The 20,176-nt window shown below is 70.5% G+C and carries 17 protein-coding genes and 1 pseudogene; 17 read left to right on the forward strand and 1 reads right to left on the reverse strand.

All coding sequences use genetic code 11. The features are described 5' to 3' along the window. The first annotated feature begins 73 nt into the window (after nucleotides 1–73). The 8 genes and pseudogenes from OG858_RS48540 (at nucleotide 74) to OG858_RS24770 (ending at nucleotide 8,312) form a co-directional block, all read left to right on the forward strand. Nucleotides 74–1,139, forward strand: a pseudogene (locus tag OG858_RS48540) (IS630 family transposase). A 72-nt stretch (nucleotides 1,140–1,211) separates the two neighbouring features. Further along, entirely contained in the window at nucleotides 1,212–1,412 is a 201-nt protein-coding gene (locus tag OG858_RS24740) for an FCD domain-containing protein (RefSeq protein WP_328544441.1), read from the forward strand. A gap of 202 nt (nucleotides 1,413–1,614) precedes the next feature. After that, complete coding sequence (locus tag OG858_RS24745) at nucleotides 1,615–1,836, forward strand: type II toxin-antitoxin system VapB family antitoxin (RefSeq protein ID WP_179200770.1); 222 nt, start codon at nucleotides 1,615–1,617, stop codon at nucleotides 1,834–1,836. After that, nucleotides 1,833–2,243 carry a PIN domain-containing protein gene (locus OG858_RS24750; protein ID WP_319172468.1) on the forward strand — a complete coding sequence of 137 codons (411 nt, stop codon included), beginning with the start codon at nucleotides 1,833–1,835 and terminating at the stop codon, nucleotides 2,241–2,243. Before OG858_RS24745 ends, OG858_RS24750 begins: the two co-directional genes overlap by 4 nt. Nucleotides 2,244–3,597: 1,354 nt before the next feature. After that, nucleotides 3,598–3,735 (forward strand): hypothetical protein, encoded by a 138-nt coding sequence (locus OG858_RS24755; RefSeq protein ID WP_319065623.1) that lies wholly within the window; start codon nucleotides 3,598–3,600, stop codon nucleotides 3,733–3,735. A gap of 96 nt (nucleotides 3,736–3,831) precedes the next feature. After that, the gene (locus OG858_RS24760; RefSeq protein WP_328544440.1) at nucleotides 3,832–4,488 is read left to right on the forward strand and encodes a PadR family transcriptional regulator; all 657 of its coding nucleotides are present in this window, start codon (nucleotides 3,832–3,834) and stop codon (nucleotides 4,486–4,488) included. Nucleotides 4,489–4,710: 222 nt separating this feature from the next. Then, nucleotides 4,711–5,448, forward strand: a complete 738-nt coding sequence (locus OG858_RS24765) for an ABC transporter ATP-binding protein (RefSeq protein ID WP_086748115.1) — start codon at nucleotides 4,711–4,713, stop codon at nucleotides 5,446–5,448. Then, nucleotides 5,445–8,312, forward strand: coding sequence for an FtsX-like permease family protein (locus OG858_RS24770; RefSeq protein WP_086748116.1), 2,868 nt, complete (start codon nucleotides 5,445–5,447; stop codon nucleotides 8,310–8,312). The genes OG858_RS24765 and OG858_RS24770 overlap by 4 nt, the downstream gene beginning before the upstream one ends. Nucleotides 8,313–8,822: 510 nt before the next feature. On the opposite strand, the gene OG858_RS24775 is transcribed toward OG858_RS24770, so the two are convergent. Further along, nucleotides 8,823–9,104, reverse strand: coding sequence for an AbfB domain-containing protein (locus OG858_RS24775; protein WP_408059426.1), 282 nt, complete (start codon nucleotides 9,102–9,104; stop codon nucleotides 8,823–8,825). On the opposite strand from OG858_RS24775, the gene OG858_RS24780 reads away from it, so the two are divergent. The 9 genes from OG858_RS24780 to boxC all read left to right on the forward strand — a co-directional run bounded on the left by OG858_RS24780 (nucleotide 9,097) and on the right by boxC (nucleotide 20,175). After that, nucleotides 9,097–9,759 (forward strand): discoidin domain-containing protein, encoded by a 663-nt coding sequence (locus OG858_RS24780; RefSeq protein WP_327724588.1) that lies wholly within the window; start codon nucleotides 9,097–9,099, stop codon nucleotides 9,757–9,759. The genes OG858_RS24775 and OG858_RS24780 overlap by 8 nt on opposite strands. A 549-nt stretch (nucleotides 9,760–10,308) precedes the next feature. Continuing rightward, nucleotides 10,309–11,517: an IS110 family RNA-guided transposase gene (locus OG858_RS24785; protein ID WP_319068843.1), complete on the forward strand. Its 1,209-nt coding sequence runs from the start codon at nucleotides 10,309–10,311 to the stop codon at nucleotides 11,515–11,517. Between the two features lie 525 nt (nucleotides 11,518–12,042). After that, nucleotides 12,043–13,251: an ABC transporter substrate-binding protein gene (locus OG858_RS24790; protein ID WP_086748118.1), complete on the forward strand. Its 1,209-nt coding sequence runs from the start codon at nucleotides 12,043–12,045 to the stop codon at nucleotides 13,249–13,251. Nucleotides 13,252–13,262: 11 nt separating this feature from the next. Beyond that, the gene (locus tag OG858_RS24795; protein ID WP_086748119.1) at nucleotides 13,263–14,135 is read left to right on the forward strand and encodes a branched-chain amino acid ABC transporter permease; all 873 of its coding nucleotides are present in this window, start codon (nucleotides 13,263–13,265) and stop codon (nucleotides 14,133–14,135) included. Next, the gene (locus OG858_RS24800; RefSeq protein ID WP_086748120.1) at nucleotides 14,132–15,214 is read left to right on the forward strand and encodes a branched-chain amino acid ABC transporter permease; all 1,083 of its coding nucleotides are present in this window, start codon (nucleotides 14,132–14,134) and stop codon (nucleotides 15,212–15,214) included. Before OG858_RS24795 ends, OG858_RS24800 begins: the two co-directional genes overlap by 4 nt. Beyond that, nucleotides 15,211–15,990, forward strand: coding sequence for an ABC transporter ATP-binding protein (locus OG858_RS24805; RefSeq protein ID WP_086748121.1), 780 nt, complete (start codon nucleotides 15,211–15,213; stop codon nucleotides 15,988–15,990). The genes OG858_RS24800 and OG858_RS24805 overlap by 4 nt, the downstream gene beginning before the upstream one ends. 8 nt (nucleotides 15,991–15,998) lie before the next feature. After that, complete coding sequence (locus OG858_RS24810) at nucleotides 15,999–16,703, forward strand: ABC transporter ATP-binding protein (protein WP_408059487.1); 705 nt, start codon at nucleotides 15,999–16,001, stop codon at nucleotides 16,701–16,703. Nucleotides 16,704–16,778: 75 nt separating this feature from the next. Beyond that, the gene (locus OG858_RS24815; protein WP_328544439.1) at nucleotides 16,779–18,350 is read left to right on the forward strand and encodes a tannase/feruloyl esterase family alpha/beta hydrolase; all 1,572 of its coding nucleotides are present in this window, start codon (nucleotides 16,779–16,781) and stop codon (nucleotides 18,348–18,350) included. A gap of 94 nt (nucleotides 18,351–18,444) precedes the next feature. Then, a complete protein-coding gene (gene boxC, locus OG858_RS24820) occupies nucleotides 18,445–20,175 on the forward strand; it encodes a 2,3-epoxybenzoyl-CoA dihydrolase (protein ID WP_319267638.1) in 1,731 nt (576 codons plus the stop codon). Nucleotide 20,176 lies beyond the last annotated feature (1 nt).

A 20,176-nucleotide genomic window follows, 5' to 3' on the forward strand; every position in this document is an offset into this window, starting at 1 on the left:
GGGCTAGAGATCTTTAAGGGTGCGGGTTACGTGGGGTCGTGACGGCTGTCGTGGGCTGCGATATGCCGGAGGGATGAGGTATCCCGATGGCGGAGGGCTGACCGCTGAGGAGCGGATTCGGCGTGAGCGGTCCGGTTGGCGGCCGCCGATCTGATCGAGGCAGGTGCCAGTGACCGGGAGGTGGCCCGGTGGTTCAGGGTGACCCGGATGTCGGCGAATCGCTGGCGGCGTGCGTTGGCTGCGGGCGGTCGGCAGGCACTGGTCTCCAAGGGGTCCGGCGGTGCCCGCTGCAAGCTCGATACGAGTCAACTGCGTGTGCTGGAAGCGGTGTTGGATGCCGGCCCTGCCGCTGCCGGCTGGAGCGACCAGTGCTGGACTTTGGCGAGGATCGCCGAGGTCGTGCGCCGCCGGTTCGGCGTCGAGTACACCCTGGCCGGGATGGACCTGCTGCTGCACCGCATCGGCTGGAGCGTGCAGGTCCCCTCCCGCAAGGCGACCGAGCGCGACGAGGAGAAGATCGCCGTCTGGAAGGACGAGCAGTGGCCCGTCATAAAAAGACGGCGGCGGACCTGGGCGCCTGGCTCTGCTTCGAGGACGAAGCCGGCCAGGGGCTGAGGCCGCCCAAAGGCCGTACCTGGGGCCGACGCGGGCACACACCCGTCGTGCGGGTCACCGCCGCAGGCACCAAACGTGTTTCCATGGCTGCACTGCTGCACCAAGTCCGGCCACCGGTCCCGGCTGATCTACCGCATCCACCTCGACCGCGGCCCCGCCAAAGGCCGGCGCAAGGGCTTCAACGAGACCGACTACGCCCGCCTGCTCGACGCCGCACACCAGCAGCTCGGCGGCCCGATCGTCCTGGTCTGGGACAATCTGAACACGCACGTCAGCCACACCATGCGGCAGCTGATCGACGCCCGATTATGGCTGACCGTCTACCAACTGCCGCCCTACGCACCCGAGTTCAACCCGGTCGAGGGCGTCTGGTCACACCTCAAACGGTCCCTGGCCAATCTGACCAAACACAGCCTCGATCAGCTCACCGCGCTGGTGAAGAACCGGCTCAAACGGATGCAGTACCGACCGGCCTCATCGACGGCCTCATCGCCAAGACCGGCCTCGACTTCCAACCGCCGTAACCTCAGCCATTGAAGATCTCTAGCGAACTCCGATAGAGAAGCCCGGGAATGGTACTTATTTCATTCGCGTATGTGGCCGGCTGGGCCTCGCAGTTATGGCGATTCCTGGAATCCAGATATCGCCATCAGCAGGCGGTGGTCGATTCACCTCTGCCCAATCCGGTCCGCCACCAGGCCGAGGAGCACACGGCGATCGTCGCCGCGATCGAAGTACGGGATGCCGATGCAGCCGTGCGCACCCCGGCGCATTGTCCAGAGGTTCCAATCTGCTGAGCTCGCGTGAGCCCGCGTATTCAACTGGCGAGGGCGTCCCAGACGCGTACGGACAGGTACGCGGTGAGCTGCGCGGCCGCCGTGCACGATCTGCATGACGATGCGGCCGCCGCGGGCGTTGCCGGCACTCAGGCTGTGGCCTCGCGAATGTTGGTGGCGTATTCTTCTTTGTACATCACCAACATCGCGTAGGAGGTGCCGCGTGTCTGTGACCCAGATCGACATCGACGACGACGCCCTGGAACGTGCCATGGCTTTGTCCAAGGTCAGGACCAAGAAGGAGGCAGTCAACCTCGCCCTGCGCTTCTATGCCGAGCAGCAGGAGCGTGCGGCGCGCATCAGCCGCCACTTCGAGCGTGCGCGTGGATGGGGTGCCGTCGAGGACGCGGAGCGTCTGCACCGGGCGGAGAAGGACAGCCGGTGATCTACCTGCTCGACACGTCTGGCTTGGTCCGGCTGCTCCGCGATCCGAAACTGCAGTCGGCTTGGTACGACGCGATCGACGCCGGGGCCGTCGCATCCTGCTATGTGCAGCGCGCCGAGTTCCTTCACAGTGCGCGGAACGGACGCGAGTACGACGAGATCACGGAGATGTTCACCGACCTGTACCCCGATGTAGCGGTGCCGAAGAACGCGGGGCGCTGGATCGGTGCGGTGCAGCACCGTATGGCCCAGGCCGGGGAGCACCGCAGCGCTTCGGCGGTGGACCTCGTCATCGCCGCGACCGCAGCCCATCACGGACTGGCTGTCCTGCACGACGATGCCGACTACCGCGCCGTTGCCCGGCACGCATCCGACTTCACCGAGCACAACATCCACGACATCGTCTGAGGGGTTCCACCATGCCTGCGTCAGGCGAGGGTGGCGGACCACGTCGTCATCCGGAGGACACGGGGCATCGCCTGGGTGCCGCCTGGTCCGTCGGTTTCAGCAGGGGCGTGCTCGTCGAAGTCCTGCCTGCTGGGCAAGAGTTGGGCAATCGGTAGTGCGGCGGCGTCCGTAAACGTCATCTGTCTCTCCGAGGGGACGGGCAAGCCGAAGGCTCACAGACGTGGCCGATGGGGCTGACACAGCGAAATCGCAGGTCGGTGGCACCTTTCGGGGTCCGAAGCAGTGAGCCTGCCATGGCCACCGAGAACTCGTGCCCTCCACGTGCCCAATCTTCGTGCGTCTACAGACAGGTCTCCGGCGGAGAACCCCCGCCAATACACAAACCCCAGGCCGCTGGCCTGGGGTTTCATCATGGAGCGGGTGACGAGAATCGAACTCGCGCTCTCAGCTTGGGAAGCGACGGTGCTTGCGCGGCCATAGGGCAGCTGAACTGGGCAGATTCGTTGTCAGGCGGCAGGTGTGAGGGACTGGTTGCACCGTTGTTGACCGTGATTGTCCGCTCTGAAGGGCACGCTATGGGCACGACGCAGGGATGGGGGAGATCAGGGCCTCCGGTCGGCTGCCGGAGACCGGGAGTGGCTCCGACTCGAACGGCAGCCGAGTGAGGCCGTCGCGACTGCACACATGGCGTCTTTCGATGCGGTGGCGCGCATCAAGCATCCTGCTGCGAGTTGAGGACTCCTTGGGCCTCGATGCGCACGAGGCCGATGCGCACGAGGCCGATGCGCACGAGGGCGATGCGCACGAGGGCGAGGGCGCGCCCCCCGCGCCGGTCGGAGCGCCGGCGCCTTCCGGCCGGAGGCCGCCGCCGTGAGGCACCCCTCCGGGCCGCCCACCATCCCGTCCGTCCCGCGCCCGCCGGCCCCCTCGCGCCCGGCCACGGCGACGGTCTCCCCCGCACCGCCCGCTCACGCTCCCGCTAAGAACGGTTCCGCGGCCACGAACGCCGCACCCACCCACCCATCCCGCCCGATCGTCCGTCCGCCCCGTCGGCGTCGCCTTTCTCCGGACCCGCCGGACCCGCCCGTCCGGCGGCCCCCGAGCCGTCGGGGCCGCCCGACGCGCCCGCGCCCAGCGACTCCGCCTCCCTCGGGGGGCGCCGGCGGGGGAGGGCCGGGAGCGGCCCGGCCGACCGGCCGACCCCTCCGGCTCGCCGTCCTCCACGAGCCCGGTGAAGCCCGCTCGTATTAGAACGGCAACAGAGGAGGAGCCCGCCGAGGAGTCGGACGAGGGGGTCGAGGCGGTACCCAAGACGGACGCCCCGGCCGCCGAGAGCTCGACTGCGGAGCTGTCGGTGGCCGCTCGCCGGACCGGCACCGAGGCCCCCCTCGACGTCTCCGACCGGCGGATTCCCGTGTTCACACTGGGCGTGGGGCTGGCTCTGGTGGGCCTCGGCATCGGCTTCCTCGGGGTGCGGATGCGCCGCCGCTGAGCGGCTCGCGACGGCCCGGGTCCCCCTTGAGTCGGACGTCCGGCGTCCGCCTCAGGACGCTTGTCCACGCGGACTTACTCGGTATACATACTCGGTATGTCCATCCGCCACGGGCTTCTCGCCCTCCTCGAACACGGCCCGCGCTACGGCTCACAGCTCCGTACGGAGTTCGAGTCCCGCACCGGCTCCACCTGGCCGCTCAACGTGGGGCAGGTCTACACGACGCTCAGCCGGCTTGAACGCGACGGCATGGTCGTGCAGGACGGCGAGGACGAGGCCGGCCACTCGCTCTACGCGATCACCGACAGCGGTCGCGCCGAACTTCGCAGCTGGTTCGAGAACCCCGTCGACCGCACCAGCCCGGCCCGTGACGAGCTGGCCATCAAGCTGGCCATGGCCGTCGGGGCGCCCGGGGTCGACATTCGTGACGTCATCCAGTCCCAGCGCCGGCACACCGTGAAGGCCATGCAGGACTACACCCGGCTGAAGGCGCAGGCCCTCACCGCCGTGGAGAAGAACGGGGACCGGGAGCGGGACGACATCGCCTGGCTCCTCGTCCTGGAGCAGCTGATCTTCCAGACCGAGGCCGAGGCGCGCTGGCTCGACCACTGCGAGTCCCGGCTGATCCGTCTCTCGTCGACCGCCCCGGCGGCGGGGCCGGAGCCAGCCTCGCCGGGGGCGGCAGCGGGAGCGGCGGGGATGGGGGCGCGGGCGGGGGCCGGGGCAGAGGGGGCCGCACGCCACCGCCCGTGATCTCCGCCCTTCACGACCGGCCTTGAGCACCCGAACCACCGGATCCACAGGGCCGACCGGACCCACAGGACCGACCGAGTCCACCGGCTCCACCCGACCCACCCGTGCCACCTGAAGACTCCGAACCACCCGACCAGACCCATACCGTACGCACTGCGCCGCCAACGACCGTCCGTCGCAACGACGTCCGGCCGTTCGCCGGCGTACGCCCGAGGGGGAACCATGTCCACACAGCAGCAGCCCGTGCTGCGTCTGCAGAACCTGACCCGCGTCCACGGCTCCGGCGCCACCGAGGTGCACGCCCTGCGCGGCATCGACCTCGACGTCCACCCCGGTGAACTCGTCGCCGTCATGGGCCCGTCGGGCTCCGGCAAGTCCACCCTGCTCACCATTGCCGGCGGCCTCGACACCCCCACCTCCGGGCAGGTCTTCGTCGAGGGCACCGACGTCACCGCCCTCGGCATCAAGGGGCTCGCGGCCCTGCGCCGCCGCAGCATCGGCTACGTCTTCCAGGACTACAACCTCATCCCGGCCCTCACCGCCGCCGAGAACGTGGCCCTGCCCCGCGAACTTGACGGCATATCGGCCCGCAAGGCCCGCACCGAGGCCCTCGCCGCCCTCGCCGAGATGGACCTCGGCCATCTCGCCGACCGGTTCCCCGACGAGATGTCCGGCGGCCAGCAGCAGCGCGTGGCCATCGCCCGCGCCCTCGTCGGCGACCGCCGGCTCGTCCTTGCCGACGAGCCCACCGGCGCCCTCGACTCCGAGACCGGCGAGTCCGTGCTGGCCCTGCTGCGCTCCCGCTGCGACGCCGGAGCCGCCGGCGTCATGGTCACCCACGAGCCGCGGTTCGCCGCCTGGGCCGACCGGGTCGTCTTCCTGCGGGACGGCGCCGTCGTCGACCAGACCGTACGCAGCGACGCCGAGTCGCTCCTGACCGGCCGGGCGGCCCAGCGGTGACGACCTGGTTCCACTCCTGGCGGGTCGCGGTCCGCATCGCCCGCCGTGACGCCTGGCGCTCCAAGGGCCGCAGCTTCCTCGTCCTCGCCATGATCGCGCTGCCGATCCTGGGCGTGAGCGCCCTGGACCTGACCGTGCGCAGCGCCGAACTCACCCCCGCGCAGCGGATGGAGCGCACCCTGGGTGCCGCCGACGCTCGCTTCTCCGACGCCGGGGCGGCCGGCGTGGCCATCCTGCAGGACCCCGACGGCGAGCAGCACACCCCGGCCGGGGACTACGACGCGCCGGGCAAGTCCTGGCCCGACGGCCCGACCGATGTCACCAAGAGCATCCCGGCCGGTTCGACGGTGCTGACCGACAGCGGGGGCAGCGCCAAGCTGACCACCAGGCACGGTCTGCTCCAGGCAGAGGTCCGTGAGCTGGCCGCCGCCGATCCCGTCGCCCGGGGCATCATGCGGCTGCAGGAGGGCCGCTTCCCCGAGCAGAACGACGAGATCGCCGCGACCACCCGGTTCCTGGAGAGCAGCGGGCTGTCCGTCGGCTCCACCCTCACCGCCCGCGGCTTCGACCGCACCTATGTGATCAGCGGCTCGTACGAGCTGCCCAGCGACCTCACGGCACAGCAGGTCAACGCCCTGCCGGGGGCCTTCCTCGCGCCGTACGCCAAGGCGGTCGAGAAGGCCGGACTGCCGAAGCCCGACGTCTCCACCACCTACCTGGTGAAGAAGTCCGGTGGTTTCACGTGGAACACGGTCCAGGCGATCAACGTCAAGGGTGTCGTGGTCACCTCGCGCGCCGTGGCCCTCGACCCGCCCGCCGACTCCGAGGTGCCGCTCTACCAGGAGGAAGGCTGGGCCAACTACGAGAGCAGCGGGGCCGCCGACGCCGCCGATCTCGCCGCCGTGGGCACGGTCGTCGGTCTGGCGATGCTGGAGATCTGCCTGCTCGCCGGTCCCGCCTTCGCCGTCGGTGCCCGTCGTTCCCGCCGCCAGCTGGGCCTCGTCGGCGCCAACGGCGGTGCCCGCAGCCACATCCGGGCCATCATGCTGAGCGGCGGCCTCGTCATCGGTGTCGCGGCGGCCCTGGTCGGCACGGTCCTCGCCCTGATCCTGACCTTCGCCCTCCGGCCGCTCCTCGAGGACTACATGGGGCAGCGGTTCGGCGGCTTCACCGTCAAGCCGCTGGAACTGCTCGCCATCGCCGCGCTCGCCGTCCTCACCGGCCTGCTCTCCGCGATCGTCCCGGCCGTCACCGCCTCCCGGCAGACCGTCCTGGCCTCCCTCACCGGCCGTCGCGGCGTGCGCCGCAGCAACCGCGTGCTGCCGCTGATCGGCCTCGGCGCCTTCCTGCTCGGCGCGGCCATCGCCCTGTACGGCTCGGTCTTCTCCGACCAGTTCGTCCTGGTCGCGGGTGGCTCGGCCATCGCCGAGCTGGGTGTGGTCGCCATGACGCCCGCCCTGGTCGGCCTGTTCGGCCGGGCCGGCCGCTGGCTGCCGCTCTCGCCGCGCCTCGCCCTGCGGGACGCTGTCCGCAACCGGGGCCGTACGGCACCCGCTGTCGCCGCCGTCCTGGCCGCCGTCGCGGGCACCGTCGCCGTCTCGACGTATGCCGCGAGCCACGACGCCCAGAGTCTGGCCGAGTACCAGGCCAGCCTGCCGCACGGGGCCGTCGCCGCGCTCGTCACCGAGGAGGGCGGCCGGGACGTCCCCGAGGTCCGCGACGCCGTGCAGCGGACGCTGCCCGTCGACGTCCGCGCCGACGTGTTCCGGATCGCCGTCGGCAAGCCCGGCTGCGCCCCGTATGGCGAGGGCGAGGGCTGTGGCCGCTTCGAGGTCGTCACCCCGCCGGCCAACGAGTGCCCGCTGTGGGTCAGCACCCCCGACGGCTCCGACCCGGCGGAGAAGTACACCAAGGAGCAGCGGCGCGCGCTCGCCAAGGACTGGCGCTGCCTCTCGCTCGACGGCAACGGCATCTACGTCGAGGGCGGTCTCCTCATCGCCGACGCCCCGCTCCTGAAGGTCCTCGGCATCGACGACCCGGGCGCGGCCAAGGCCCTCGCCGACGGAAAGCTCCTCAGCTTCCACAAGCCCCAGGTCGACAGGAACGGCACCGTCGGCATCAAGCTGATCACCGACCTGAAGGCCGCCGACCGCGCCGCCGAGCAGAACAAGCCGGTCCCGGGCGAGCTGAAGTCCTTCCCCGCCTACCAGGTGGCCGGCTCGCCCGACTCCTACGGACTGCAGAGCGTGCTCAGCCCCGCCGCCGCCAAGGCCGCCGGGCTGACCACCGTCCCCCTCGGCGCCTACTTCAGCACCGACCGGATGCCCAGCACCGAGGAGCGGCAGAAGCTCGACGCCGAGATCGCCAAGCTCGGCAGCGACGTCGAGCTGACCGTGGAGCAGGGCTGGGTCGACGAGAACGGGCTCGTCCTGCTCGCGCTGACCGTCTTCGCGGGCCTGGTCACCATCGGTGCGGCCGGCATCGCCACCGGTCTCGCCCAGGCCGACGCGGAGGCCGATCTCAAGACGCTCGCAGCGGTCGGCGCCCCGCCCCGGGTGCGCCGCACGCTCAGCGGCTTCCAGTGCGGTGTGGTCGCCGCGATGGGTGTGGTCCTCGGCTCGGCTGCAGGTGTCCTGCCCGCGGTCGGGCTGCGGCTCACCGAGGAGCGCGAGCAGGTGCGCTTCTACCAGGAGGCTCTCGACAATGGCTGGGGCGGCGCCGGTGACGCCCCGCCGTACGTGCCGATCGTCGTCCCCTGGGAGACACTCGCCGCCCTCCTGGTGGCCGTGCCCCTCGGCGCCGCCCTGCTGGCCGCGCTGGTGACCCGCTCGCGCGGGGCGCTGGCCCGCCGCGCCGCGCACTGAGCCTCCGTTGCCGGACCGTGCCCCTGGACGAGGGTGGATCACCCTCGTCCAGGGGCACACCGTGTGGGACTCGAACTCGCGCTCTCAGCTTGGGAAGCGACGGCGCTTGGGGTGCCAGGTAGCTTCCGACCTGGGAGTATGCGCTCCGGTGAGGCGGCCGAGGGTGCAGGATCACACTGCTGTTGACCGTCATTGACCGCTCTTAAGGGCACGCCATGGGCACGCCGTTGGCTTGGGGCGCGAAGGATCCCCTTCGACCGTTGTCTGCCTGCCCGAGCGCGGGCAGAAAGCGCAAGGGGAAGGGCGCCATTGCGAGAGCACACGAGGGAGGGTTCAGCGGCGGAACAACTCGGGGCGGAGATGGGTGACCGCATCCGGAACGCCCTGACCAGCACCGACAAACCTGCACAGCGAGTTACGCGGGTTCGAATTCCGTCGCGGTCTCAGCTGCCCGAGCAGACAGAAACGGTAGAGCGGCACCCCCAGCTGGGGTGCCGCCCTTTTGTCGAGTCAGGGGAGCGGCCAGGCCCAGGGGTTGACCGCCTTGAAGGAACTGTCGGCGCGGAAGGTGGCGTTGTCCTGGAAAGTGTCGATGCGCAGCTCGTAGTTGTTGTGGCGGAGGTAGCGGCCGGGGTAGTTGAACGACTCCAGACTGACCGAGCCGGTAACGGAACCCGGCCGGGCGCAGAAGGTGGCGTCCTTGGTGAAGACGGCCGTGCCGTTGCTCGCGTCGGCGCGGACCCGGAAGTCCTTGTGGCGCAGGTAGCGGCCGGACGAGTCGGGTGTGCCCACCTACGGCGGCTCCCAGCCGGTCATCAAGGCGAACGGCACCACCGTCTTCACCGGCGGCTCCTCCACGGGCAGCGTCAGCGGTCTGAGCTATGACGGCAAGGACTCCTCGTACGTCTACTTCAAGGTCCAGCCGGGCACGTGGACGTTCACGGCGACGGGCGTCGGCCGCCTCGACGACCTGGCTCTGGGGCGGACGGTCACCAGCAACAGCAGCCTGGAGAACACCAGTTGGGGCAGGAACCGGCTCACCGACGGCAAGCTCACCAGCGTGTCCGGTGCCAGGGGCTACACCAGCAACGAGTTCGCCTCGGCCGACGTCAGCGCGAACCCCGTGTGGGTGGAGATCGACCTCGGCGCCGACACCGACCTGGACGCCGTACGCCTCTTCCCCCGCACCGACACCGGGGGAGCGGGCGGCGGTACGGAGGGCTTCCCCGTCGACTTCACGATCCAGACGCGCCCCGACGGATCCAGCACCTACACCACCGCCAGAACCGTCACCGGCCAGTCCAACCCGAGCGGAGCCGCCCAGACCTACACCCTCACCTCCACCACCGGCCGCTACCTGCGCCTGACCGCGACGAAACTCGGTACCCCGGCCTCCGACGAGAGCACCAAGTTCCGTCTGCAGCTGGCCGAGATCGGCATCAAGTAACACGCCACGCGGTCGCAGTGGCCCGCCCCGCACTCACCCGTGTGCCGGGCAGGCAGCCCGGCGAACAGCGACCACTGGATGAACGAGTTCGGCTCCGGCCGGGGTCCTGCCGCTGTGCCGTTCCGGGCTGAGCCGGCCTTCGAGCATGTCGATGACGGTCTCGCGGAAGGCGGGGCAGGGGAGTGGGGCGGAGTCGATCCGCCGGATGCTTCCGGGCCAGGTCGGAAGTCCTGGAACAACACCTTCCGCAAGCAGCAGTGGAACGTCGACGCGGACGGCACCGTCGCCCCGTTATGTTTTTCGCGGTTCCGCAATGGGACCGCTGGCCTCCGGGCCCGGCATGACTTTTGCCCCCTGTCGAACGCATGACCTGGGGGGTGGTGTCCCCGGGCCCGAGGGGTGCCGTCGGAGACGCTGATGAGAGGTCCGACCGCCGCTTGGCCGGGCGCAATGCCCGGTCGTTCGCGGGCGGCAGGTCTGCATAACGTGGATGCGCGAGAACGGCCCCGACGCCCAGGTCAGCACCGGTATCGAGCGAGTGGGGGCACGGTGATCGACATCAGCGGCGTGGGGGTCTTCCTCGGCCTGGACGTCGGCAAGAGCACGCATCACGGCCACGGGCTGACCCCGGCCGGGAAGAAGGTCTTCGACAAGCCCCTGCCCAACAGCGAGCCGAAACTGCGGGCCGTCTTCGAGAAACTGGCCGCGAAGTTCGGCACCGTCCTGGTGATCGTGGACCAGCCCGCCTCCATCGGCGCCCTGCCGCTGACCGTCGCCCGCGATGCGGGCTGCCAGGTCGCCTACCTGCCCGGACTCGCGATGCGGCGGATCGCGGATCTCTACCCGGGCGAGGCGAAGACCGACGCCAGAGACGCCGCGGTGATCGCGGACGCGGCACGGACGATGCCGCACACCCTGCGCTCCCTGGAACTGACCGACGAGATAACCGCCGAGCTCACCGTGCTCGTGGGCTTCGACCAGGACCTCGCCGCCGAGGCCACCCGCACCTCCAACCGGATACGCGGCCTGCTCACCCAGTTCCACCCCAGCCTGGAACGCGTCCTTGGTCCCCGCCTCGATCACCAAGCTGTCACCTGGCTGCTGGAGCGTTACGGATCCCCGGCCGCCCTGCGGAAAGCCGGCCGTCGCAGACTGGTCGAACTGATCCGCCCGAAGGCCCCACGCATGGCCACCCGGCTGATCGACGACGTCTTCGACGCGCTCGACGAACAAAGTGTCGTCGTTCCGGGCACTGGCACCCTCGACATCGTGATCCCGTCCCTGGCCCGCTCGCTCGCGGCCGTCCACGAACAACGCCGGGCCCTGGAAGCCCAGATCAACGAGCTGCTGGGGGCCCACCCTCTTTCCCAGGTCCTGACGTCGCTGCCCGGCGTCGGCGTCAGGACCGCCGCGGTTCTCCTGGTCACCGTCGGCGATGGCACCAGCTTCCCCACCGCCGCCCACCTCGCCTCCTACGCCGGCCTCGCCCCGACCACGAAGCAGTCAGGCACTTCCATCCACGGCGAACACGCGCCCAGAGGCGGCAACCGGCAGCTCAAACGCGCGATGTTCCTCTCCGCGTTCGCCGCCCTGCACGACCCCGCCTCCCGCGGCTACTACGACCGCTGCCGGGCCCGCGGAAAGACCCACACCCAGGCCCTCCTCCGCCTCGCCCGGCAGCGCATCAGCGTCCTGTTCGCCATGCTCCGCGACGGCACCTTCTACGAATCACGGCTCCCCGAAGCAGCAACCGCATGACCAGCCGGGCCTTGACGAAGGACATAGAGGCACCCCCCCCGTGAACGGCGGCCTCTGCCTCACTTCCGCCGGCGCGGGAACCCCCAACGGCACCCAGTTGGTCCCGTGGATCTGTGACGGCGGCAACGAACAGGAGCGGACACGGTCGTAAGTCCCCACGACGGTGTGACGCGAGGGCCCGATCCGAACGCGGATCGGGCCCTTCGCAGTCCCCGGCCCATGATCAGGGGGGACGGGGTCGCCGCGCAGCCGCCCCTCGCCGCGCCGCTGCTCGATGGTGCTCCTGACCTGGCGGTGGTCGCATCCTGCGGGGCGTAACCACCCTGGGCCGGTCCGGGAGCAGGACACGGCGGCCGGTCGTCTCCTCGTGATCGTCCGGGCCGGCGACGGCTCCGGCTGGCGAACCGCGCTGATGCCCGCGGCATACCGATGCCAACCTAATCTATTACAGAGTATTGACGTTGCGCTGAAAAATTGTAGATTCTGCCCCAACCTTTCCGCCCCGGGCCCACCTCAGGAGCTGCCATGGGTGCTGTGTCTGCTTTCTCTGCTTTCTCTCTGTCCAGAACCTTCGCCGGACTCGCCCTGGGCGCCCTGGTGCTGTCGGGCTGCGGGTCGAGCCTCGACGAGTCCACCGGGAGCGGAACCGAAGGGGACCGGTCCGGCGGCAAAGTCAAGATCGGGCTGCTGGTTCCTCTGTCGGGCGTCTACGCGCCGCTCGGCGAGGACATGAAGGCGGGCTTCGACCTCTACCTCGACCAGCACGACGGCAAGCTCGGCGGACGCGAGGTCGACCTCGTGACCGCCGACGAGGGTGAAGGCCCGCAGACCGGCGTGCCCGCCGCCCAGAAGCTCGTCACGCAGGACCAGGTCACCGCGGTCGCCGGGGTGGTCAACTCGGCCACCGCGCTCGGTCTGCGGGACTTCTTCGACGAGTCGAAGAAGCCGCTGCTGGTCGCCAACGCCGGAGCCGATGACATCACCGGGGCCCGCAAGTCCGAGTACGTGTGGCGGACGAGTTTCAGCAACGGAGGGGTGTCCGGTGCCCTGGGGCCGGCCGTCGCCGAGGAGGTCAAGGGCAGCGTCTACCTCCTCGCGGCCGACTACGCCGCCGGCAAGGAGATGGTCGCGGGGTTCCGTAAGACCTTCGAGGCGGCAGGCGGCAAGGTCGCGGGCGAGAAGTACACGCCCTTCGGCAAGACCCAGGACTTCCAGCCCTACCTCTCGGCGATCCGCAAGTCCGGCGCCGACGCCGTCTACTCCTTCTACGCGGGCGCCGAGGCGGTGAACTTCGTCAAGCAGTACAAGCAGTTCGGCCTCGCCGGCAAGACAGCGCTGTACGGCACCGGCTTCCTCACCGAGGGCGGGGCGCTCGCCGCGCAGGGCACGGCCGCGATCGGCGTGAAGACCTCCCTGCACTACTCGACGGAGCTGGACACGTCGGTCAACAAGGAGTTCGTGGCCGCGTATCGGGCGGAGGCGGGGAAGGCGCCCACGGTCTATGCCGTCCAGGGTTACGACACCGCCGCCGTGCTCGACAAGGCATTGGCCGAGGCGAGCGGCGACAGCGGTGACGCCCTGGTGAAGGCACTGGGCAAGGTCGGCTCGATCGACAGCCCCCGGGGCGCGTGGACGTTCGGCGCCGACCACAACCCGGAGCAGACCTACTACCTGCGCGAGGTCCGTGCCGACGGAGACGCCGCCGTCAACGCGGTCGTCGGCGAACTCGGCTGAGCGCGGCCGACATGGCGACGTATCTGGTGAGTGTCCTCAACGGGCTGGCGATGGGCTCCCTGCTCTTCGCGATCGCGCTGGGCCTGTCCCTGGTGTTCGGCATGATGGACGTGCTGAACCTCGCTCACGGCGCGGTCTACCTGGTCGGCGCCTATGTGGCGGTGGCGCTCGTGTCCGACGGCTCGGGCCTGGCGGCCTTCGTCCTGGCCGTGCTGGCCGCCGCGGCCGCCGGGGCACTCCTCGGAGGGCTGCTGGCCGGCCTGACACGGGCCACCTCCCACCATCTCGACCAGGCCCTTCTGACGCTCGGCGTGGCCCTCGTGGTCGCCGAGACGGTGTCGCTGGCCTTCGGCAACGACGTGCACTCCATCGCCGCGCCCGCGCCGGCCGATGGGGGCGTCACGGTGCTCGGCGAGACGTATCCGGTCTACCGGTTGCTCGTGATCGGGTTCGGCGTGGTGCTGGCGGTGGCTGTCTACTTCTTGGTGGAGCGCGGCCCGCTGGGCTCGGTGATCCGCGCCACCGTCACCGACCGCGCGATGGTGGCGGCGCTGGGCATCAACACGGGCCGGGTGCTGGTCGGGGTCTTCGCGGCAGGCGCGGCGCTGGCCGCCGTCGGCGGCGTCCTGGCCGGGCCGATCCTGGGGGCCCAGCCCGGCCTGGACGAGAAGGTGCTGCTGCTCGCCCTGGTCGTGGTGGTCATCGGCGGTCTGGGCTCGGTCCGCGGCGCGCTGCTCGGCGCCGTACTGATCGGGCAGGTGCAGGCGCTCGGGACGGCGCTGCTGCCCGAGTACGCCTCGTTCCTCGTCTTCGCGGCAATGGCCCTGGTCCTGCTGGTACGGCCGGCGGGTCTGCTCCCGGCACGGACGGCGGTGCACGCATGAACGTGAAAGCGGTGAAGGCGGTGGAGGGCGGCGCGTCCCCGCAGCACGACACGACACCTGTCCGAGAACCGCTCGGCGGTGGCGGAAGTGGAATCGGTGGCCGTGCCAGGGGGCCGGAGCGCCGAAGGGCCGTGGTCGCCGTCGTGGTGGTGGCCCTGCTGGCGGCGGCCCCGGCGGTGCTCGCGCCCTATCCGGTGTCGGCCATGACCCGGATGCTGGCGTTCGCGGTGCTGGTCCTCGGCGTCGACCTGCTGACCGGGGTCACGGGCCTGCCGACGCTGGGTCAGGCGGCGTACTTCGGTGTCGGTGCCTACACGGCGGTACTGGTCGGTGTCCATGTCACGTCGGACGCGATGGTGCAGGTGCTGGCGGCCCTGGTCATGGGGCTGCTGGCGGCGGCGGTCACCGGCTGGGTCGCCGTCCGCGCGGGCGGGCTGGTGTTCCTCATGCTCACGCTGGCGATCGGGGAGACGGTGCACCAGGTGGCCGACACCTGGTCGGCGGTGGGCGGCAGCAACGGCCTCGCCGGGATGCCCCCGATCAGCCTGTTCGGCGGATCGCCGCTGGTGGTCGCGGGGTTCGTGTACTGGTGGGCGCTGGCCGTGGCCGTCCTGGTGTTCGCGGTGGTCGCGTTGGTGGTCCGTTCGCCCTACGGCCGGACGCTGCGGGGCATCCGCGACAACGAGGCCCGGATGAGGGCGCTCGGCTACCGCCCGGCGCTCGCCCGGTACGGCGTCTTCTGCCTGGCCGGAGCCGTCGCCGGGGTGGCCGGTGCCCTTTGGGCGCAGCAGGCCCGGTTCGTCTCGCCCGGGGACATGGGGTTCGAGGTCGCCGCGCTGGCGCTGCTCAGCGTGGTCATAGGCGGCGCGGGCAGCCTGTGGGGGCCGTGTCTCGGCGCGGCGCTCGTCCTGCTCGTCCGCGACAACCTCTCCGCGTCGATCGGCGGTCATGGCCCGCTGGTGCTGGGCGCGGTGTTCGTTGCCGTCGTCTTCCTGCTGCCGCGCGGCATGGCGGGCTTCGACGGTGCCCGCCTGAGGACTCTCGGCCGCGCCCGTCGTCGGAAGGAGAACCCGTCGTGACCACACTCCTGGAACTGCGCGGACTGACCCGCTCCTACGGTTCGCTGACCGCCGTCGACCAGGTGGACCTGACCATCACCCGCGGCGAGCGGCACGCGCTGATCGGACCCAACGGCGCCGGCAAGTCCACGCTGTTCGCCACCATGGCCGGGACACTCCGGGCCTCCGCCGGCCGCATCATGCTGGCCGGGCAGGACGTCACGGCACTGCCGGAGGCGGAGCGGGCCCGGCGCGGCATGGTGCGCACCTTCCAGCACTCCAGCCTGTTCCTCGACTGCTCGGTGCTGGACAACGTAGCCCTCGCGGTACAACGGGTCCACGGGGTGGCCCACCGGTTCGACCGGGCGGCCCGGCGCTTTCGGCGCACCGAGGCCGAGGCGCGCCGCCACCTCGACTCGGTCGGGCTGGCCGGGCGGGCCCAGGACAAGGTGGCCGCCCTGTCGCACGGCGAGCGACGGCAGCTGGAGGTCGCGATGGTACTCGCCACGGAACCCGCTCTGGTGATGTTCGACGAGCCCACGGCGGGGATGTCCGCAGCCGAGACCGAACGGTTCGTGGCCCTGATGGAACGCCTCCCCGAGCACCTGACCGTCCTCGTCGTCGAGCACGACCTGGACGTGGTGTTCCGGCTGGCCGACCGGGTCACCGTGCTGCACCTGGGCAAGGTTCTCGCCTCCGGACGGCCGGAGGAGATCCGGGCCGACGAGGCGGTGCGGCGGGCCTATCTCGGCTCCGCCAGGAGCGAGGACCTGTTCGCGGAGACCGGAGGAGCATGATGACCGACCTGCTCAGTGTGCGCGGGCTGCGCGCGGGATACGCGGGCACCACCGTGCTCGACGGAGTCGACCTCACCGTCCCCGCCGGCACCGTGGTGGCGCTGCTCGGACGCAACGGCGTCGGCAAGTCCACCTTCGTCCATACGGTGATGGGGATGCTCAAGCCGACCTCCGGGAGCGTCCGCGTGGACGGTCGCGAACTCGCCGGAGCGGCCGCGCACACGATCGCCCGCAGCAGGGTGGCGATCGTGCCCCAGGGGCGCCGTGTGTTCGCCCCGCTCACCGTCGAAGAGAATTTGCGCATCGCGGCCAGGGCCGTCAGGAGCGAACGCGGCCCCTGGACCCAGGAGCGCGTCTACGAGCTGATGCCCCGCCTCGCGGAGCGGCGCGGCAACCGAGGCGACCAACTCTCCGGCGGGGAGCAGCAGATGCTGGCCATCGGCCGGGCGCTGCTGCGCAATCCCCGGTTGCTCCTCCTGGACGAACCCTCGGACGGTCTGGCGCCCGCCATCGTCGACCTGATCGCCGGCGTGCTGGAGGGCCTGCGCGGCGAAGGCATCGCGGCCGTACTGGTGGAGCAGGACCTGCATCTCGCCTTCCGCCTGGCCGACGAGGTGGCCGTGATGCAGAAGGGCCGCATCGTGCACCGGAGTTCCACCACCGACTTCCGCAAGGACCGCGAACGGGCCCACAGCCTCCTCGGCGTGGGCTGACATCGGGTGCGCGACCCTCGGAGTCCGGGGCCCAACCACCGCGACCACACTCACGAGCCCAAGGAAATTGATGCGATGAAACGCCCCGATCCCCCAGCGGGTTCGCACCGGTCCGCCCGCCGTTTCCGGCCCGCCGTACTGGGCGGCATGGTCCTCACGATGGGGCTGACGGTCCTGTCCCCGGCCAGTCACGGAGCCGCACTGCCCTCCGGTGACCGGCCCTCCGGTGATCCGGTCAGATCCTGTGCGAGCCTGACCGAGCTGACCTTCATCGACGGCACCCGCGTCACCAGCGCCGGGGAGGCCCCCGGCACCCCCGCGATCTGTCACGTGCGCCTGACCGTGCCGGAGAGCGTCAACATCGCGGTCTCCTTGCCGGCGCACGGTTGGAACGGACGGTTCCAGGGCGTCGGAGGCGGCGGTTACGCCGGTGTCCTGACGCCCCCCGACGACGCCGCGAAGGCCGGCTACGCCGCGGCGGCCACCGACACCGGCCACACCGGATCCCCCGTGTCCGGCGCCTGGGCGTGGTCGCCCACCGGGATGAAGCAGAACCTGATCACCGACTTCGCCCGCCGCTCGGTGCACGAGATGACGGTGAAGGGCAAGGCGGTGACCGGGGCCTACTACGGAAAGGCACCCCACCACTCCTACTGGAACGGCTGCTCGACCGGTGGCAGGCAGGGCCTGATGGAGGCTCAGCGCCACCCCGAGGACTACGACGGCATCCTCTCCGCGGCACCCGCCATCAACTGGGACCGGTTCATCCCGTCGGAGTTGTGGCCCCAGGTCGTGATGCGGGAGAGCGGCCATGTCGTCAGCTCCTGCACCTTCGAAGCGGTCAACAAGGCGGTTGTCGCCGCCTGTGACGGCAAGGACGGTGTCAGGGACGGGATCGTCGACCCCCGGACCTGCCGCTTCGACCCGTCGAAGCTGATCGGTAAGCAGACGTCCTGCGGCACCATCACCGCCCAGGACGCGGCCGTGGTCAAGAAGATCTGGGAGGGTCCGCGCCGCCAGAACGGCTCCTTCCTCTGGTACGGCCTGACACCGGGCACCTCGTTCGCCGGCCTGGCCGGCAGCACCCCCACCGGCCAGGCCGCGCCGTTCCCGATCACGACCGACTGGTTCGCGTACTGGCTGGCCAAGAATCCGGACTTCGACTGGCACAGTGTCACCACGGCCGACTTTGCCGACTGGTTCGACCGGTCCCGGGCCGAGTACCACGACGTGATCGGCACCGACGACCCCGATCTCGGAGCATTCCGTGACGGGGGCGGCAAGCTGATCCTGTGGCACGGATGGGCCGACCAGCTGATCTTCCCGCAGGGCACGATCGACTACTTCCAGCGCGTGGCCGCCGAGATGGGCGGAAAGGCCCGCGCCGAGCGGTTCGCACGGCTGTTCATGGCTCCGGGCGTCGAGCACTGCGCCGGCGGTCCCGGCGCCGCACCGGTCGATCCACTCGCCGCGCTGGTGAAGTGGGTCGAGCAGGGTGATGCTCCGAAGACCCTCCTGGGCCGCAACGCGGACATCACCCGGCCGCTGTGCCGCTGGCCCGCTGTTCCCCGTTACACGGGCCACGGCAGTACGTCCGACGCCGCCAACTTCCGTTGCGCCGCTGCGTACGACCCGCAGCGGCGGTAATCCCCCACATCAACGTTCTACAAAACCTTGACGTATATAGGTTATCTTGTAGAAGATTCCCCTATCGGTACCCAAGCGCGAGGAGGCGCTCGTCATGGTGGTGGCAAGCAACCCGGACGCGGCCCAAGCCGCGCAGGGCACACCGGAGGCCGCGGCCCCGGTGGTGGTGTCCTTCGACCGCAGTCCGGACGCGTACCGGCACTGGAGACTCAGCACGGACGGGCCGGTCGCGTGGCTGGAGATGGACGTCGACGAGCAGGGCGGCCTGGTCCCCGGGTACGAGCTGAAGCTCAACTCCTACGACCTCGGCGTGGACATCGAGCTCTACGACGCTCTTCAGCGGCTGCGGTTCGAGCACCCCGAGGTGCGCTCGGTGGTGCTGACCAGCGCCAAGGAGAAGGTCTTCTGCGCCGGGGCGAACATCCGGATGCTGGCCGCCTCCTCGCACCAGTGGAAGGTGAACTTCTGCAAGTTCACCAACGAGACCCGCAACAGCATGGAGGACGCCTCGGAGCACTCCGGGCTCACCTTCATCGCAGCGGTCAACGGCTCCTGCGCGGGCGGCGGTTACGAACTCGCCCTGGCCTGCGACAAGATCCTGCTGATCGACGACAACTCCTCGGCGGTGGCCCTGCCCGAGGTCCCGCTGCTCGGCGTCCTCCCCGGCACCGGCGGCCTGACCCGGGTCACCGACAAGCGACGCGTCCGCAAGGACCTGGCCGACCTCTTCGCCACCCGCAGCGACGGCGTACGCGGCAAGACGGCGGTGGACTGGCGGCTGGTGGACGAGGTCGTCCCGCGCCGCGACTTCCGCACGATCGTCGAGCAGCGCGCGGTGGAGGCCGCCGAAAGCAGCTCCCGTCCGGCGGACGCCCGGGGCGTCGCCCTGACCCCGTTGGAGCGCGAGGTCACCGAGGACGGCATCACCTACCGCCATGTGCGCGCCGAGTACGACCGCTCCCTCGGCCTGGTCAGCATCACGGTCAAGGGTCCCGGCGAGGACGCCCCCGCCGACGCCGCCGCGCTCCACGCGCAGGGCGCCGACGGCTGGCTGCTGGCCCTCACCCGGGAGCTCGACGACCTGATTCTGCTGCTGCGGACGAACGAGACCGAGCTCGGCACCTGGGTGCTGCGCACGGAGGGCGACCCCACGCTCGTCCTGGCCCATGAGCGGGCCGTACTGGACGCCGCCGACGACGGTGACTGGCTCGCGGGCGAGATCACGCACTACTACAAGCGCACCCTGAAGCGGCTCGACGTCACCAGCCGCAGCCTGATCGCGCTGATCGAGCCGGGCAGCTGCTTCGCCGGGCTGCTGCTGGAGCTGGCCGTCGCCTGCGACCTGCAGTACATGCTGGACGGCCCGCCGATCGAGGACCCCGACAGTGACGACCGGGCCCTCCTCACCCTCTCGGAGGCGAACTTCGGCGCCTTCCCGATGGGTAACGGCCTCACCCGCCTCCAGTCCCGCTTCTACCAGGAGGACGACCACATCGACTGGCTGCGCCGCGAGAGCGGGCAGCCCGTGAGCCCCGCCCAGGCCCGCGAACTCGGCCTCGTCACCGACGCGCCCGACGACATCGACTGGGAGGACGAGATCCGCATCGTCCTGGAGAGCCGGGCCGCGCTGAGCCCGGACGCGCTGACCGGGATGGAGGCGAACCACCGCTTCGTCGGCCCGGAGACCATCGAAACCAAGATCTTCGGCCGGCTCACCGCCTGGCAGAACTGGATTTTCATACGACCCAACGCCTCCGGCCCCGAGGGCGCCCTGCGCCGCTACGGCACCGGTCAGAAGGCGGTCTACGACCGGAAGCGAGTGTGAC

Source organism: Streptomyces europaeiscabiei, assembly GCF_036346855.1.
Taxonomy (GTDB): Bacteria; Actinomycetota; Actinomycetes; order Streptomycetales; family Streptomycetaceae; genus Streptomyces; species Streptomyces europaeiscabiei.